The 15,680-nt window shown below is 59.8% G+C and carries 13 protein-coding genes and 1 pseudogene; 6 read left to right on the top strand and 8 right to left on the bottom strand.

All coding sequences use genetic code 11. The annotated features are described in order from the left end of the window. Positions 1-21 precede the first annotated feature (21 nt). The gene (locus O3W47_RS24495) at positions 22-1,002 is read right to left on the bottom strand and encodes a hypothetical protein (RefSeq protein WP_080816849.1); all 981 of its coding nucleotides are present in this window, start codon (positions 1,000-1,002) and stop codon (positions 22-24) included. A gap of 110 nt (positions 1,003-1,112) precedes the next feature. Between O3W47_RS24495 and O3W47_RS24490 the strand changes: the two genes are divergently transcribed. From O3W47_RS24490 to O3W47_RS24480, 3 genes are all read left to right on the top strand, one after another. After that, complete coding sequence (locus O3W47_RS24490) at positions 1,113-1,694, top strand: nitroreductase family protein (RefSeq protein WP_059760236.1); 582 nt, start codon at positions 1,113-1,115, stop codon at positions 1,692-1,694. Next, positions 1,694-2,305 carry a flavin reductase family protein gene (locus O3W47_RS24485; RefSeq protein WP_269314780.1) on the top strand — a complete coding sequence of 204 codons (612 nt, stop codon included), beginning with the start codon at positions 1,694-1,696 and terminating at the stop codon, positions 2,303-2,305. The genes O3W47_RS24490 and O3W47_RS24485 overlap by 1 nt, the downstream gene beginning before the upstream one ends. Positions 2,306-2,380: 75 nt before the next feature. Continuing rightward, positions 2,381-3,571, top strand: coding sequence for a DUF2336 domain-containing protein (locus O3W47_RS24480; RefSeq protein WP_269314779.1), 1,191 nt, complete (start codon positions 2,381-2,383; stop codon positions 3,569-3,571). Between the two features lie 141 nt (positions 3,572-3,712). Here O3W47_RS24480 and O3W47_RS24475 read toward each other — a convergent pair. Further along, positions 3,713-4,131, bottom strand: a pseudogene (locus O3W47_RS24475) (hypothetical protein). Between the two features lie 105 nt (positions 4,132-4,236). Here O3W47_RS24475 and O3W47_RS24470 point away from each other — a divergent pair. After that, positions 4,237-4,692 (top strand): GNAT family N-acetyltransferase, encoded by a 456-nt coding sequence (locus tag O3W47_RS24470; RefSeq protein WP_127756945.1) that lies wholly within the window; start codon positions 4,237-4,239, stop codon positions 4,690-4,692. Between the two features lie 193 nt (positions 4,693-4,885). Here the strand turns inward: O3W47_RS24470 and O3W47_RS24465 are convergent, their stop codons facing one another. Next, positions 4,886-6,124 carry an AI-2E family transporter gene (locus tag O3W47_RS24465; protein ID WP_137003645.1) on the bottom strand — a complete coding sequence of 413 codons (1,239 nt, stop codon included), beginning with the start codon at positions 6,122-6,124 and terminating at the stop codon, positions 4,886-4,888. A gap of 229 nt (positions 6,125-6,353) precedes the next feature. Here O3W47_RS24465 and O3W47_RS24460 point away from each other — a divergent pair, with 229 nt between their 5' ends. Next, positions 6,354-8,087, top strand: coding sequence for an ABC transporter ATP-binding protein (locus tag O3W47_RS24460; RefSeq protein WP_269314778.1), 1,734 nt, complete (start codon positions 6,354-6,356; stop codon positions 8,085-8,087). Between the two features lie 24 nt (positions 8,088-8,111). On the opposite strand, the gene O3W47_RS24455 is transcribed toward O3W47_RS24460, so the two are convergent. Beyond that, positions 8,112-8,339: a hypothetical protein gene (locus O3W47_RS24455; protein ID WP_003523379.1), complete on the bottom strand. Its 228-nt coding sequence runs from the start codon at positions 8,337-8,339 to the stop codon at positions 8,112-8,114. A 363-nt stretch (positions 8,340-8,702) separates the two neighbouring features. Here O3W47_RS24455 and O3W47_RS24450 point away from each other — a divergent pair, with 363 nt between their 5' ends. Further along, positions 8,703-10,028 (top strand): Nramp family divalent metal transporter, encoded by a 1,326-nt coding sequence (locus tag O3W47_RS24450; RefSeq protein WP_269314777.1) that lies wholly within the window; start codon positions 8,703-8,705, stop codon positions 10,026-10,028. 6 nt (positions 10,029-10,034) lie between these two features. Here O3W47_RS24450 and O3W47_RS24445 read toward each other — a convergent pair whose 3' ends face one another. The 4 genes from O3W47_RS24445 to O3W47_RS24430 form a co-directional block, all read right to left on the bottom strand. Next, a complete protein-coding gene (locus O3W47_RS24445; protein ID WP_162936633.1) occupies positions 10,035-10,367 on the bottom strand; it encodes a helix-turn-helix domain-containing protein in 333 nt (110 codons plus the stop codon). A gap of 75 nt (positions 10,368-10,442) precedes the next feature. After that, positions 10,443-11,168 (bottom strand): DUF4145 domain-containing protein, encoded by a 726-nt coding sequence (locus O3W47_RS24440; protein WP_269314776.1) that lies wholly within the window; start codon positions 11,166-11,168, stop codon positions 10,443-10,445. Between the two features lie 94 nt (positions 11,169-11,262). Further along, on the bottom strand, positions 11,263-15,081 hold the full coding sequence (locus O3W47_RS24435) for a vitamin B12-dependent ribonucleotide reductase (RefSeq protein WP_269314775.1): 3,819 nt from the start codon (positions 15,079-15,081) through the stop codon (positions 11,263-11,265). Next, positions 15,071-15,202 (bottom strand): hypothetical protein, encoded by a 132-nt coding sequence (locus O3W47_RS24430; protein ID WP_256364474.1) that lies wholly within the window; start codon positions 15,200-15,202, stop codon positions 15,071-15,073. Before O3W47_RS24430 ends, O3W47_RS24435 begins: the two co-directional genes overlap by 11 nt. Between the last annotated feature and the right edge of the window lie 478 nt (positions 15,203-15,680).

Genomic DNA, 15,680 nt, shown 5'->3' with positions numbered 1-15,680 from the left:
GCGCCGTGGCTGTTGTGACGCCTACTCGAAATCCCCGGTCATATCTTCCGGCGCCTGATCCTTCATCAGCACTTCCACGTCCGAATCCCGGCCGGAGGTTACTTTGAAGTTGCGCTGGAAGACCTTGTCCTTGTTGCGGGCGATGGCGGTATATTCGCCTTCCGCCAGCACCATGGTCGAAAAAGCGCTGACGCTTTCGTTCACCACGTCGCCGCCGCCGTTCAGCACGGACCAGGCCGTATCGGCAATGGCTTCGCCGCCCTCTTCGGAAACGAGTTTGAGGGTGATCTGCGCCGCCTGATGCTGGAGCGTCGCTTCCGTCAGCTTGCCGGCTTCCACCTGGATGTCGGCGCGCACCACCGCGTTGACGTTGCCATATTCGGAAACCACGTGATAGGTGCCGGCATTCAGGCGCACGATGGTGTTGGGCTTGATATCGGCCATGACGAGGCCGCGCTCGCCATCGGGGCGGGCATCTGACGAATAGACGGAAAATTTGAGCTGGTTGCCGGAAATCTGCTTGTCGGAACCCGCAACCGCATTCAGCACGAAGCCGCCGGCATCGAGAATCAGCACCTGTTTCTGCACATTGCCGGAGGTTGGGACATTGAGTTTCTTGGTGACGCCCGCACGGCCGAACGCCACGTTGACGAAATATTCGCCCGGCACCAGATGGAATTCCGCCGAGCCGCCTTCCGAGCTTGCCAGCATCGGCAACTTGCCGTCAGCGCCGGGAATGGGGCTGAAGACGCGCCAGGACAGGCCTTCCTTCACCGCTTCGCCTTCGCTGGTCAGCTTGGCTTCCATGTTGATATCGCGGGCGGTGCTTTCCGGGGCGTTGGGTGCGGAAGGGGCGGTGAAAGCGTTAAGCTTCGGCATTTTCGGCGTGCCGCCGAGCTGCTTGAAGTCTTTGAAGGCATCCTGCGAAAAAGCGGCTTGCGATAAAAGGCCAAGCACGGCACATGCAATGGTCAGACGTGCCGCGATTTTGATTGCCGACATTTTCGATACCGATTGACTTCTTGATTTTCCCGGATCACTTCAAAACCAATGCCGTGGCTATTTCAAGGCCCATGTTTTTGCGATGACAGCAGAATGGAAGATTTTTGATCATGACAAATGATATCAAGCTCCTCGATTATCTCAAGGTTCGCCGTTCCACGCCGGCCCTGCAACTTGCCGAGCCGGGGCCTTCGAAGGGGCAAATCGAGGACATCCTGCGCCTTGCCGTGCGCGTGCCTGACCATGGCAAGCTCGCCCCCTGGCGCTTCGTCGTCTATCGCGGCGAGGAGCGCGTGCGTCTCGGTGAGACGGCGCTGAGGATCGCGCTTGAAAAGAACCCGGAACTGGACCTGCAGCAGCAGGAAGCGGAACGCACGCGTTTCACCCGCGCGCCCGTCGTTATCGCCGTCATCAGCACCGCAAAGCCGCATTTCAAGATTCCGGAATGGGAACAGGTCATGTCCGCCGGTGCTGTGTGCCTCAACCTCATCTTCGCCGCCAATGCCAGCGGTTTTGCAGCGAACTGGCTGACCGAATGGTTTGCTTTCGATTCCGCATTTCTCGCGGAAATCGAGGTCGGCGCGGAAGAGAAGGTGGCCGGGTTCATTCATATCGGCTCGACGACATTCCCACCGGTGGAGCGGCCGCGGCCGGAGCTTGCCGATGTCGTCACCTGGGTCGGGGACGTTTGATGTTCTACACCACGGACACCAACCAGCACGGCCTGCCGCATGATCCGTTCAAGGCCATCGTCGCACCGCGCCCGATCGGCTGGATCGGCTCGAAGGGCAGGGACGGTTCCCTCAACCTCTCGCCCTATTCCTTCTTCAATGCGATTTCAGACCGGCCAAAGCTTGTGATGTTCTCCTCCAGCGGCAGGAAGGACAGCCTGCGCAATGTCGAGGAAACCGGCGTCTTCACCGCCAATCTCGTCAGCCGCCATCTGGTGGACCGGATGAATGCGTCTTCTGCACCCGTTGGCTATGATGTCGACGAGTTCCAGCTTGCCGGTCTCACCGCCGTCGATGGGCGGGTGGTGGATGCGCCTTTCGTGGGCGAGGCGCTGGCGGTTCTGGAGTGCCGCGTGACCCAGATACAGCAGCTTAAGGACGTCGACGGCCAGCCGGCGGATTCGTGGATGGTGATCGGACAGGTCATTGCGATTCATATCGATGAAACGATCATTCGCGACGGGCGCATCGATATGGGGCTGTCGCGACCCGTGGCGCGCATGGGCTATATGGATTACTGCGATGGCGGCAGCGATGTATTCCAGCTGCAGCGCCCCTCTACTGCGCCGTAAATATAATCCTTCTTCGGCTACGGTTAATTTTTATGGTGAACCAAACGTAAACCATTTGCGCCTAGAGTTTTATACATGGTGGCGGCGATGATGCCGCCATGCATTGTTGCGAATGTTTTCGAGGCTCAGGTGATCGTACAGGCATTTCTTCGCTGGTCTGAAAAGGCTGGCTCGACCGAGCGGGCGAAGGCCGCCAATGCTCTCGGCCGTGCCTATCTTCAGTCCGACATGGCGCGCGAGAACCGCGATGCCGCCTATATGGCGATGACCTACCTGCTCGACGATCCTTCGCCGCGTGTGCGACTGGCGCTTGCCGAAGCGCTGGCGGATGCCCATGACGCACCGCGCGCCATTCTCGTTTCACTCGCCGAAGACCAGCCCGAAATTGCCTGCACCGTCATTGCCCGTTCGCCGGTTCTCGGCGAGGCCGATCTGGTCGATCTCACCGGGCGTGGAGAAAGCCTGACGCGCTCCCTCATCGCCGCAAGGCCGGGCCTGCCGCGCGGTGTCTGCGCAGCGCTTGCCGAAGTGGGCGACCTGCCGGAAACCATCATCCTGCTCGAAAACGACGATGCCTTCATCACGCCGTTGTCGCTCAGGCGCATTGCCGAGCGTCATGGTTCGGACGCCGATATTCGCGACCTCCTGCTTCGCCGCGAGGCGCTGCCCGCCGATGCGCGTCACCTGTTGATGGGCCGCATCAGCGAAGCTCTCGCAGGCTCCGCGCTGGTTCACGCAATGATCGCGCGCAACCGAGCCGACAGTCTTTTCCGCGAGGCGGAAGATTCCGCCACTATCCTTATCGCCGCCAGCGTTTCCTCACCGGAGTTGCCGGCGCTGGTGGAGCATCTGCGCCAGCGGCTGGAGCTGACGCCGGCGCTGCTCATCCATGCCGTCTGTTCGGGCCGGCTGGAATTCTTCACGGCGGCCATGGTCAATCTCTCCGGTCTCGATGACCGCAAGGTGCGCGCCATTCTGGCGACGGGGCGGCCGCATGCCTTAAAGGCGCTGTTCCAGTCGGTCGGTCTTTTCGGCGATGTTGTCGACGTCTTCATCGAGGCGACGCTGATGTGGCGCCGTGCCGCCCGCTCGCAGCTCTCTGATGTGGCGGCCTCCGTCTCGGCGGAACTGCTGGCGCATTTCCGCGACGTCAACGGTTCCGAAACGCTGTTCGAACTGCTGCATGCCGTGCGCAAGCTCTCCATCGCCGAAGAGCGGCAGAAGGCGCGGTATTATGCGGAAGCGCTGACGGTTGAGGCAGCGTAACGTCCGTGTATTCCGCGGGTGCATCCTCTCACCGTAATTCCTGTGACAAGCACAGGAATGAGGGAAGTGGGGGCTTTGCTGTCAGAGGAAATCTCTACCTAGTATCGGCAAAGAAAGCCGTCCCGCTTTTCCCCAATTGCCTCACTTATCGAACCGCTTGGCGATCCATGAATAGCTGTTTTCAACCATCCTCACCGGTGTCCCCAAAGGTGCTTTATGCCTTCGGTGGAAGGCAGGATACGGCTGACGCGGCTGATTGCCTGTTTGGTGAGGCTTTCCTCCTCCTTCGGCGTAACAGTCGCCGTTGCCTGCGGTGCCGTGGCCGGTGCCGAGGCGGGAGGCTGCGCGCCGGCCGTCTGCGGGGGCTGTTCGCCCGGTGTCTGGCACACGGCTACTACTACTGGGTAAGGTGCGTTGGCGTAACGCTCCAGCTCCTTTTCCGACACGGCGTCGCACAGTTCGATGCTCGTCCAGCGCTGCTGCGAGGTCGCGAGGTAATGGCAATCGGTGGCGCTGTCGTCGCAGCCAAGGAAGGTCATGAGAACGAGGGCTGTTTTCATGGTGTGTGTTGCCTCTGTCGGGATTTATGCTCTAGAAACTCATCTATCCCGATTGCAGTGACATTACGACGAAATACGCATTTTATAGAGAAGGCAGGCATCGCATTGGCCACCGAAATCAAGCTTGAAACACCCCGGCAGGATGCGGTTCTGCGCCTCATCGACCTTTCCAACGCCTATATGGCCTCGCTTTATCCCGCAGAGAGTAATCATCTGGTCGATATCGGCGCGCTTGAGCAGGACAATGTCTCGTTTTTCGTGGCGCGGCACGATGGCCGCGTCGTTGGCTGCGGCGCGCTGGTGGAGGCGGGTGACGGCACGGCGGAGATCAAGCGCATGTTCGTCGATCCCGAGGCGCGGGGATTGCGGATCGGCAAGCTGATCATGGATACGCTTGTCGCGCGCGGCGCCGAGCTTGGCCTTTCCGCCATCCGTCTCGAAACCGGCATCAGCCAGCCGGAGGCGATCGGTCTTTACCGCAAGGCGGGGTTTGTGGAGATCGAGGCCTTTGCGCCCTACAGGCCGGATCCGCTCAGCCTGTTCATGGAGAAGGTGCTTTAAGCCTAGGGCGCGGGTTTGCGGCGACCTTGCCGCATCCTATACGCCATTCCCGGCCGCGTGCCGGGAAGCTAATCACGTATCGTAGAATCAATCGGTAGCAGATGCCCGGGACAGGCCCGAGCATGACGGATGCGCAGTTTAAGGACTATCTATAGGCGCCAGCGTCGAGGCGTCCGCCCGCAGGCTTCAACGATCAAAACGCCGCTTTCCGAAACGCCGTCGTTTCCTCGCTATTGTCTTCGAGCGCGGCAACCTCATCAATGGCGTCTTCCTGCGAGGGCGGTGGGGGCGGAGCCTCGGCGCTGGCGGCGGCGGAGATTTCCACCTCACGCACCCATTCGCGCCAGATCGCGACCAGGAGCGCCATCAGCACCGGGCCGATGAAGAGGCCAAGGAAGCCCATGGTCTTGACGCCGCCGACGAGGCCGAAAAAGGTGGGCAGGAAGGGCAGCTTGATCGGCCCGCCGACGAGTTTCGGGCGAATGGTCTTGTCGACGATGAAGAGTTCCACCGAACCCCAGACGAACAGCGCCAGCCCGTGGGCGGGCGAGCCGCTGGCGACCAGATAGATCGACACCAGCGTAAAGGAGAGCGGCGCACCGCCTGGAATGAGCGCCATGACGCCGGTGAGCACGCCGAGCGTGACGGGCGAGGGCACGCCGGCGATCCAGTAGGCGATGCCGAGGATGATGCCTTCGCCGATGGCGATCAGCGTCATGCCTGTGACCGTGGAGCTGATGGTGGCGGGCACGACGCGGGAAATGCGTTCCCACCGCGTCGGCAGGATGCGTTCGCCGACCAGATCGACCTGCCGGGTGAAGCCCGCGCCGTTGCGGTAGACAAAGAACAGCGCGATCAGCATGAACAGCAGGGTCAGCACCAGGTGGAACGCGCCGTTGCCGGCGGCGAGGATCGCCCGGTAGATATTGCCGATATTGGCGCCGCTGACGAGCTGGATGAGTTCGCCGATGGCGCCCGGGGTGCCGATATATTTCACCCATTGTTCGCCGAGCCAGGGGCCGACGGCGGGCAGCGCCGCGATCCAGTCCGGCACGGGGGCGCCGGTCTTGTTGACATGCACCGCCCAGCCGAACCATTCGCGGATTTCGCTTGCCGTATAGGAGGCGGCGATGAAGATCGGCACCACGAGGAAGGCGAGGATGAGGATGATGGCGATGGTGGCGCCGAGCGTGGTGTTGCCGCCCACCTGCCGCAGAAGCCGGGTATAAACCGGCCAGCTGGCGAAACCGATGACGAGAGCGGCGAGAACGGGGACGAGAAAGCCGTGGAAGAAATAAATGCCGGCAAGGGCGACGAGAACGAGAAGCCAGCGCGCAGCCGAGATGGGCGGGATCAGGGCGATCCGCGTCGGGCTGGCGGGACCAAGCCATCTCGGTTCGCCACTGGGCTTACGGCTGTCAATGTTACTCACGGCAGGCTCTTTCTCGCATTCTCCCCGAAGGGTGCATTCACTCTGTCACACCGATACATATAAGTGCAATATAATCCGATCACATTACCGTTGTGTGTTTATTGCGGAAGCTATTGAACGATTTTGGTAAAAATAGAACATCGGTCTTGGCGCGCGCATTGAAATATGACAATTAAACTCCGTTTTTCTTGCGGCGTAAGGTTGCCGCGCCCGATCTCCAGGTCATGCCATGCTCCGCCGTTTCTTCGCCTATTATCGCCCCTATCGCGGTCTGTTCATTCTCGATTTTTCCTGCGCGGTTTTGTCGGGCGTGCTCGAACTCGGTTTTCCGATGGCGGTGAAGGCCTTTGTGGATGTGCTGCTGCCGGGCGGTGAATGGGCCATCATCCTTGCCGCCTCCGTGGGGCTGCTGGTCATCTATGTGCTGAATACCGGGCTGATGGCGACAGTCACCTATTGGGGACACATGCTCGGCATCAATATCGAGACCGACATGCGGCGTCTGGCTTTCGACCATCTGCAGAAGCTCTCCTTCCGTTATTTCGACAACCAGAAGACCGGTCATCTGGTCGGGCGGCTGACCAAGGATCTGGAAGAGATCGGCGAGGTGGCCCACCACGGCCCCGAGGATCTGTTCATCGCCATCATGACCTTCATCGGCGCGTTCCTCTTGATGCTCTCGGTCAATGTGCCGCTGGCGCTCATCACCGCCGCCGTCGTGCCCGTTACCGCCTGGGTAACCAGCCGTTACGGCGGCCGCATGACGCAGAATTTTCGCGCGCTTTACGGCCGGGTGGGGGATTTCAACGCCCGTATCGAGGAAAATGTCGGCGGCATGCGGGTGGTGCAGGCCTTCGCCAATGAGGATCACGAGCGGGCGCTGTTCGAGAAGGACAATCAGAAATACCGTCGCACGAAGCTCGACGCTTACAAGATCATGGCCGCCAGCACCTCGCTCAGCTATATGAGCATGCGCCTGACGCAGATGATCGTGATGATCTGCGGCGCCTGGTTCGTGCTGACGGGCAGCCTGACGGAAGGCGGTTTCGTCGGCTTCCTGCTGCTGGTCGGCGTATTTTTCCGCCCGGTGGAAAAGATCAATTCGGTCATCGAGACCTATCCCAAGGGCATTGCCGGTTTCCGCCGCTTCACCGAGCTGCTGGACACCGCGCCCGATATCGTCGATGCGCCGGATGCGGTGGAAGCGCCGCTGCTGCGCGGCAATATTGAATATCGCCATGTCGGTTTCGGTTATGCCGAGGGCAAGACGGTTCTTACCAATATCGACCTGAAGATCAGCGCCGGCGAGACGGTGGCCTTTGTCGGCCCTTCGGGTGCGGGCAAGACGACGCTCTGCTCGCTTTTGCCGCGTTTTTACGATGTCACCAGCGGCGCGATCACCATTGACGGCATCGATATCCGCAAGATGAAGCTTGCTTCGCTGCGCAACCAGATCGGCATCGTGCAGCAGGATGTCTTCCTGTTCGGCGGCACGATCCGCGAGAATATCGAATATGGCCGGCTCGGCGCTTCGGATGCGGACATCATGGATGCGGTGCGGCGCGCCCGTCTCGATGGCGTCATCGAGGCCATGCCGCTCGGGCTCGATACCGTCATTGGCGAGCGCGGCGTCAAGCTTTCCGGCGGCCAGAAACAGCGTCTTGCCATTGCCCGCATGTTCCTGAAGAACCCGCCGATCCTCATACTCGATGAGGCGACCTCGGCGCTCGACACGGAAACCGAACGCGCCATCCAGCAATCGCTGACGGAGCTTGCCAAAGGCCGCACCACACTCGTCATCGCTCACCGGCTGGCGACGATCCGCGATGCCTCGCGCATCGTGGTGGTGGACCAGACCGGCATTGCCGAAACCGGCGCCCACGCCGAACTGCTGGCCGCCAAGGGCCATTACAGCCGTCTGCACGAGGCGCAGTTCAGCGGACACCTTGCGGGCCTGAGCTGATAAGCGGCGTGCCTGCGCCGCAATCTATCCGCCGTTTTCCGCTGCCTGTTCCTCCACGATGCCGGGGTTGGGCTCCGGCTTGCCGGGATGGCTGGTGACGAGATACCCCATGGCGACCGCGGCGGCGACGATGAACAGCAGCACGATGCCGCTGATCGTCATCAGCCAGTCGCGCGGCTTTCTGTGCGCCATGATATATTTCGGCCATCGGCTCGGATGGTTCACCAGGCTGAATTTGTGGCCCTGTCGCATGAACTTTCCCGCAATAGGTTGCTTCCTGAAAGATCAACGCAGGCGGGTGCGAGGCGGTTCCGAAATCGGCGGAGCAGGGCGATGACAAGGCCGTGAGGCCTCCGGTAGGGCAGCCTCTCCGCATTTGCTGCCGCCCTTTTCCCCGACTTCCATCATCCCTGTCTTGGACGGAATCCAGCCGACGCACGGAGGGGAGGAGAGGAGGGCTAGCCACAAGAGCGTGATCGTCTGCCAGTTCGCGCCCGAACCGGACACGCTGCGTCATCGTACCCTGGCCGCAAAACGCCCCTTGCCAGTCGGCGCCGCTTATGCGAATGATTTGCAATTGCATCAATTCAATCTCCCATTTCGAAAGCGCAGAAAATGGACAAGCCAGTCTTTGGATGGCGACGGAACGGCGACGATCTCTCGTTGTCCGACGTTCACAGCTCGATCCGGATCAAACCGAATGCCGGCACTTTTCGCCGGGCGATGGCCTTTTTCGGGCCCGGCTATCTCGTTGCGGTCGGTTACATGGATCCCGGAAACTGGGCGACGTCGCTCGCCGGCGGCTCCAGATTCGGCTACACGCTGCTCACCGTCGCGCTGGTCTCGAACATCATGGCGATCGTGCTGCAATCGCTCTGCGCCCGTCTTGCGATCGCCTCCGGCCGCGATCTCGCCCAGGCCTGCCGCGATGCCTATCCGAAACCGGTGGCGATGGTGCTGTGGCTGCTGGCCGAAATCGCCATCATCGCCACCGATATCGCCGAGGTCATCGGCACGGCCATCGGCCTCAACCTCATTTTCGGCATTCCGCTCGAACTCGGCGTCCTCATCACCGCGCTCGATGTATTCCTGATCCTTTATCTGCAGAAGCTCGGTTTCCGCTGGGTGGAGGCGCTGGTCATCACCCTGCTTGGCGTCATCGCCGTGTGTTTCGCCATTCAGGTGGCGCTCGCTGACCCCGACTGGGGGCAGGTGATCCTCGGTTTCGCGCCGACGACGGAGATCGTCACCAATCCGGACATGCTGTATCTGGCGCTCGGCATTCTCGGCGCCACCGTCATGCCGCATAATCTCTATCTGCATTCGGGCATCGTGCAGACCCGCGAAATCGGCGAGACGATTGCCGAAAAGCGCGAGGCGCTGAAATTCGCGACGCTCGATTCCACCATTGCGCTGATGTTCGCCCTCACCATCAACGCCTCGATCCTCATTCTGGCGGCGGCGACCTTCAACAAGGCGGGGCAGACGACCGTTGCCGAACTCGGCGAAGCCCATAATCTGCTGGCACCGCTGCTCGGCCTTGCCATCGCGCCGACGCTGTTCGGCGTGGCGCTCCTCTGCTGCGGCATCAACTCCACCGTCACGGCAACGCTTGCCGGGCAGATCGTGATGGAAGGTTTCCTCAAGATGCGGCTCGCCCCCTGGCTGCGCCGCCTCATTACCCGCGCCATCGCCATCGTCCCAGCCGCCGGCGTCACCATCTTCTATGGCGACAGCGGCACGGCGGAACTACTGATCCTGACGCAGGTGGTGCTGAGCCTGCAACTCTCCTTCGCCGTCTTCCCGCTCGTGATGTTCACCGCCGATAAGGCCAAGATGGGCGAGCTGCGCTCACCGCTCTGGCTCTCGGCCTTTGCCTGGCTGATCGCGGTGGTGATTGCGGCGTTGAATGTGAAGTTGCTGGTGGATTTTGTGGGGTGAGGTGGGTCAGGCCGCACCTTTACGGAGTGCGGCGGCCGTTCCCTCCGGATCGACGGCGATGACCTTTAGATAGGCGCGGGCCGGTTGATCCGGCTCGCTGCGACCCTGTTCCCAATCACGTAAGGTGCCGAGCGGAATATGATAACGCGCGGAAAACTCTTCCTGCGTCAGCTTCAGAGCCCGGCGGATGATCTTGATCCTCGGCATTCTGGGAGCTGCGGCGAGCTGTTCGGCGGAAAGCGGTAGATTATCAGGGTCGGCCAGCGCATTGGCCTGCGCTTCCTCGTCGGTCATGGCGTGAAGACGGACCCAGTCGGTTTGATCGGTTTTACCAGCCATTATGGTTAGATATTGGACACGCGCCGTTTTGTCTGATTTGATATTTATTCAGAAATGCGTAGTTTTTGATTTAGATCAGTCTTGAGATGCAGCTGTCACCGATCTTTTTTGCTCTTCCTTTTTTATCGCAATTTTTGTCACTCGCGCGAAGCGTTCTTCTCGTTTGTATCGAGCTACATACCACTCATCAAAAAGACTTTCTAAGAGGCTAATAAGAATGGATGCTTCTTCAGGATCGACATCAACAATAATGTTTATGTCTTTTTCCATATGTGCACCAATATTTCCAATTTTTCGTATAGCATCAATAGCTTCAAAGCTTTCTTCTGAAACGCCTCTGATGCCGTTACCTTCATCAAATTTCTTTTTGATTTCCGCGATCTCATCGACAAGTCTGGCTTTCGATATACGACAAAAATCTCTTATCATTCCCTGCAAGCATCGACGTGCCAATGTTGCTGATGCTTTTGGGCTCAAATTGACTATCCGACAGGCCTCATAATAGTCCTGTGTTATTGCTGCCGGAATATATTCAGGTAGAATTTTAGCCGAACTTTCTGGCGTGACTCTAACATGCTTGATCTCGTCTATCTCGACGATTTCTCCACTCATGTCCTCTTGCGTATTTCCATAAATAAAACGAACTTCGACTTTTTTGCATTCACTGTTGGAACAACCAATTGCTATCACGCGACAACCGATGTCCCCATCGGCATTTTCACCAACATAAATGCCAAAATCCCGTACATGGAGCTTTTGATCTGAAACAGTTTGGTGTCGACCACAAAAGGGCAAGCCCAATTAAACTCTGACATTGCCCAATCCTTTGACTGTCTTCTTTTCACTCGGCCCGAACTTTGTGCGGGCCGAGGAACTTCGCTTCACGTGCACGATATCAGCTGCACCCACTCGTCGCACCGCAAGTATCGCACTTCTCGCAAGTGCCATTCCGCACCATCGTGAAGTTCTGGCATTCCGAGCACATGTTGCCGGTATAGCCTTGTGCAATCGAGCGCATGCGGCGTTCGTTTTCCACCTTCTTGGCTTCCGTCTTGGCCGATGCAGCGTCGGCGGCGGCCTTGTCGGAGAAGAGGGCGGTTGCCGTCTGCTGGGATTCCTGGGCGACGTCGTCGATGACTTCCTCGGCGATTTCTTCGGCCAGTTCCCGGGCGCGCTCTTCATAGTCCCGCTTGAAGGAGACGATTTCGGAGGTCGCGACGGAGACGGTCGGTTCCAGCTTGCGGGCGGCGGAGCCGGCAAAGGAGGTCACGTTGGCCGAGGCGCGGGCAGGGGCTGCCGTTGCCGAGCCCTTCGGTTCGGAAGACGAACGTTCGCCGCCATTGCTGGAAACCAGCGTCGGCTTGTAACCGCGGGTCCAGCCGGTGGAAACGAGGTTGGTCTTGCCTTCCTGAATACCCTTGCCGAGTGCGGTATTGGAGAAGTCGGACGTATCGACATGGGCGAGATCATGGCGGCCGAGATAGGAGACGGCGAGTTCGCGGAACACGTAGTCGAGGATCGACGTGGCGTTCTTGATCGCGTCGTTGCCCTGCACCATGCCGGCCGGTTCGAACTTGGTGAAGGTGAAGGCCTCCACATATTCTTCCAGCGGCACGCCATATTGCAGGCCGAGCGAGATGGCGATGGCGAAGTTGTTCATCATCGCACGGAAGGCCGCACCTTCCTTGTGCATGTCGATGAAGATTTCGCCGATGCGGCCGTCACCGAATTCGCCGGTGCGCAGATAGACCTTGTGACCGCCCACAGTTGCCTTCTGGGTGTAACCCTGACGGCGGTTCGGCAGCTTTTCCCGCTCGCGCGAGACGCGCTCGATGACGCGTTCGACGATCTTTTCGGTGATCGTCACGGCCTGCTGTGCGGCGGGCTGCTGGATCAGCTCTTCGATCAGGTCTTCTTCGTCCTCGTCTTCCACCAGCGAGGCGTTGAGCGGCTGGGAAAGCTTGGAACCATCGCGATAAAGGGCGTTGGCCTTCAGCGCCAGCTTCCAGGAGAGCATGTAGGCCGCGCCGCAATCCTCGACGGTGGCATCGTTCGGCATGTTGATCGTCTTGGAGATCGCACCGGAGATGAAGGGCTGTGCCGCCGCCATCATGCGGATATGCGATTCGACCGAGAGGTAACGCTTGCCGATCTTGCCGCAGGGGTTGGCGCAATCGAAGACCGGCAGATGCTCGGCCTTCAGGAACGGTGCGCCTTCCAGCGTCATCGCGCCGCAGACGTGAACGTTCGCCGCTTCGATGTCCTTCTTGCCGAAGCCGAGGTGCTCGAGCAGGTTGAAGCTCATGTCGGAGAGCTCCTCGTCGGAAACTTTCAGCGTTTCCTTGAGGAAGTCGGCGCCGAGCGTCCACTGGTTGAAGACGAACTTGATGTCGAAGGCGCTCTTCAGCGCGCCGTTGACGGCTTCGATCTTCTCATCGGTGAAGCCCTTGGCCTTCAGCGTCGAGGGATTGATGCCGGGCGCCTGGTTGAGATTGCCATGGCCGACGGCATAGGCTTCGATCTCGGCGATCTGGCTTTCGGAATAACCGAGCGAACGCAGCGCATCCGGAACGGCGCGGTTGATGATCTTGAAGTAACCGCCACCGGCAAGCTTCTTGAACTTCACCAGCGCGAAGTCGGGCTCGATACCGGTCGTGTCGCAATCCATCACGAGGCCGATCGTGCCTGTCGGCGCGATAACGGTCGTCTGGGCGTTGCGGTAGCCGTGCTTTTCGCCAAGTTCCAGCGCCTTGTCCCAGGCGGCTGTTGCGTGGGCGATCAGGTCCTGATCCGGGCAGTCGCCATGGATGAGTGCGACCGGGTTGACCGACAGGCCCTCATAACCTTCCGACTGGCCAAGGGCGGCGCGGCGGTGGTTGCGGATGACGCGCAGCATGTTTTCGCGGTTCGGCGCAAAGCCCGGGAAGGGGCCAAGCTCGCCGGCCATTTCGGCCGAGGTGGCGTAGGACACACCAGTCATGATCGCGGTGAGGCTACCTGCAATGGCGCGGCCTTCGGCGCTGTCATAGGGAATGCCCGAGGACATCAGGAGGCCGCCGATATTGGCGTAGCCGAGGCCCAGCGTGCGGTACTCATAGGAGAGTTCGGCGATCTGGCGCGAGGGGAACTGCGCCATCATGACGGACACTTCTAGCACGACGGTCCACAGGCGAACGGCGTGTTCGTAGTCAGCGATATCGATGCGCTTCGTCGCCTGATCCTTGAACTGCAGAAGGTTCAGCGAGGCGAGGTTGCAGGCCGTGTCGTCAAGGAACATATATTCCGAGCACGGATTGGAGGCGCGGATGGGGCCGGCGGCCGGCGAGGTGTGCCAGTCGTTCATGGTGGTGTTGAAGTGCAGGCCCGGATCGGCGGACGCCCAGGCGGCATGGGAAATCTTTTCCCAGAGGTCGCGGGCCTTCAGCGTCTTCATGACCTTGCCGTCCTTGCGGGCGGTGAGGTTCCAGTCGCCGTCATTTTCGACAGCGCGCAGGAAGTCATCCTTCAGCGAGACGGAGTTGTTGGAGTTCTGGCCGGATACCGTGAGGTAGGCTTCCGAATCCCAATCCGTGTCATAGGTCTTGAACTGGATGTCCTTGTAACCCTGCTCGGCGAACTGGATGACGCGCTTGACGTAGTTTTCCGGCACCATGTCCTTCTTGGCGGCGCGGATTTCGCGCTTGAGGGCAGGGTTCTTGGCCGGGTCGAAGCAGTCACCATTGTCGGCCTCGCAGTTGACGCAGGCCTTCATGATTGCCTTCAGGTGCTTGGCGACGATCTTGGAGCCGGTGACGAGAGCGGCAACCTTCTGCTCCTCGTTCACCTTCCAGTCGATATAGGCTTCGATATCGGGGTGATCGGCATCAACGACGACCATCTTCGCTGCGCGACGGGTCGTGCCGCCGGACTTGATGGCGCCGGCTGCGCGGTCGCCGATCTTGAGGAAGCTCATCAGGCCGGAGGAACGGCCGCCGCCGGAAAGCTTTTCGCCTTCGCCGCGCAGATAGGAGAAGTTGGAGCCGGTGCCGGAGCCGTATTTGAACAGGCGCGCTTCACGCACCCACAGATCCATGATGCCGCCTTCGTTGACGAGGTCGTCCTCAACGGACTGGATGAAGCAGGCATGCGGCTGCGGATGTTCGTAAGCGGACTTGGACTTGGTCAGCTTGCCGGTGAAGGGATCGACATAGAAGTGGCCCTGGCCGGGGCCATCGATGCCATAGGCCCAGTGCAGGCCGGTGTTGAACCATTGCGGGGAATTCGGCGCAACGCGCTGGGTGGCGAGCATGTAGGCAAGCTCGTCGCGGAAAGCCAGCGCATCTTCTTCGGACGAGAAATATTTGCCCTTCCAGCCCCAATAGGCCCAGGTGCCGGCCAGACGGTCGAAAACCTGACGCGCATCGGTCTCGGAGCCGAAACGCTCGGCTTCCGGCACATCCTTCAGCGCCTTTTCATCGGGCACCGAGCGCCACAGGAAGGAAGGAACGTCGTTTTCCTCAACCTTCTTAAGGAACTTCGGCACGCCGGCCTTGCGGAAATATTTCTGGGCCAGAACGTCGGTGGCGACCTGGCTGAACTGCGCGGGAACGTCGATATCCGCCAGACGGAACACGATCGATCCATCCGGGTTCTTGATTTCACTGACGGCCTTGCGGAAGTCGATCTCCGCATAAGGCGATTGGCCGGGCTTCGTGAAGCGGCGTTCAATGCGCATGGTTTCTGTCCTCGTCCATTGGGCGCCCGGTGAAGGGCGCAAAAATCCGGTCCAGCCGTGCGATGCCTTCGCGCAGCCGGTTGTTGCCGATCTGAAAGGGATGTTCATCCTTGGATGTCATCCCTGTATCTCGTGGCTTATTCGGCTGCAAGCATGTCATGGAATACTAAATATAGTATCAACAGCTTCCTGCCGCCAGTCCCCGCGTCATGTTTTTGGCGGTTCCGAAAGGCGCGCAAAAGCCTGCGGCGAACCGCCCCCTCATGGCCGGGACGCCGCTTTGGACATGCGCGCTGAAGATGGAGAGGAACCGGCCTCGTTACTTTCCGGTCCGTTGCCGCCGCAACATAATTGTCACTTTCCTCTCGCGGCACAGATTCGTCAAGCCATAGATTGAAACCCATTTTTAACCACAAGATATTGTGTGGAGTGCCTGTGGAAAACGGGGATAGGAAAAGCTCTTAGAAAAATCAGTGACTTGGCGGGAAAGTTTGAAGCTTGCGCGAGGCTGGTTTCCGCAAGGGAAAGGCAAAACCCCGCATTTTCGGGGTGAGGCATAAAGGCGACACTGCGGTTTTTCCGTGTTTTTTAGCTGTCGC

The sequence above is a fragment of the Agrobacterium sp. LMR679 genome, assembly GCF_027157905.1.
GTDB classification, from domain to species: Bacteria; Pseudomonadota; Alphaproteobacteria; order Rhizobiales; family Rhizobiaceae; genus Agrobacterium; species Agrobacterium leguminum.
Note: the sequence above shows the minus strand (reverse complement) of the source record. Positions and strands in the feature narration are given on the sequence as shown.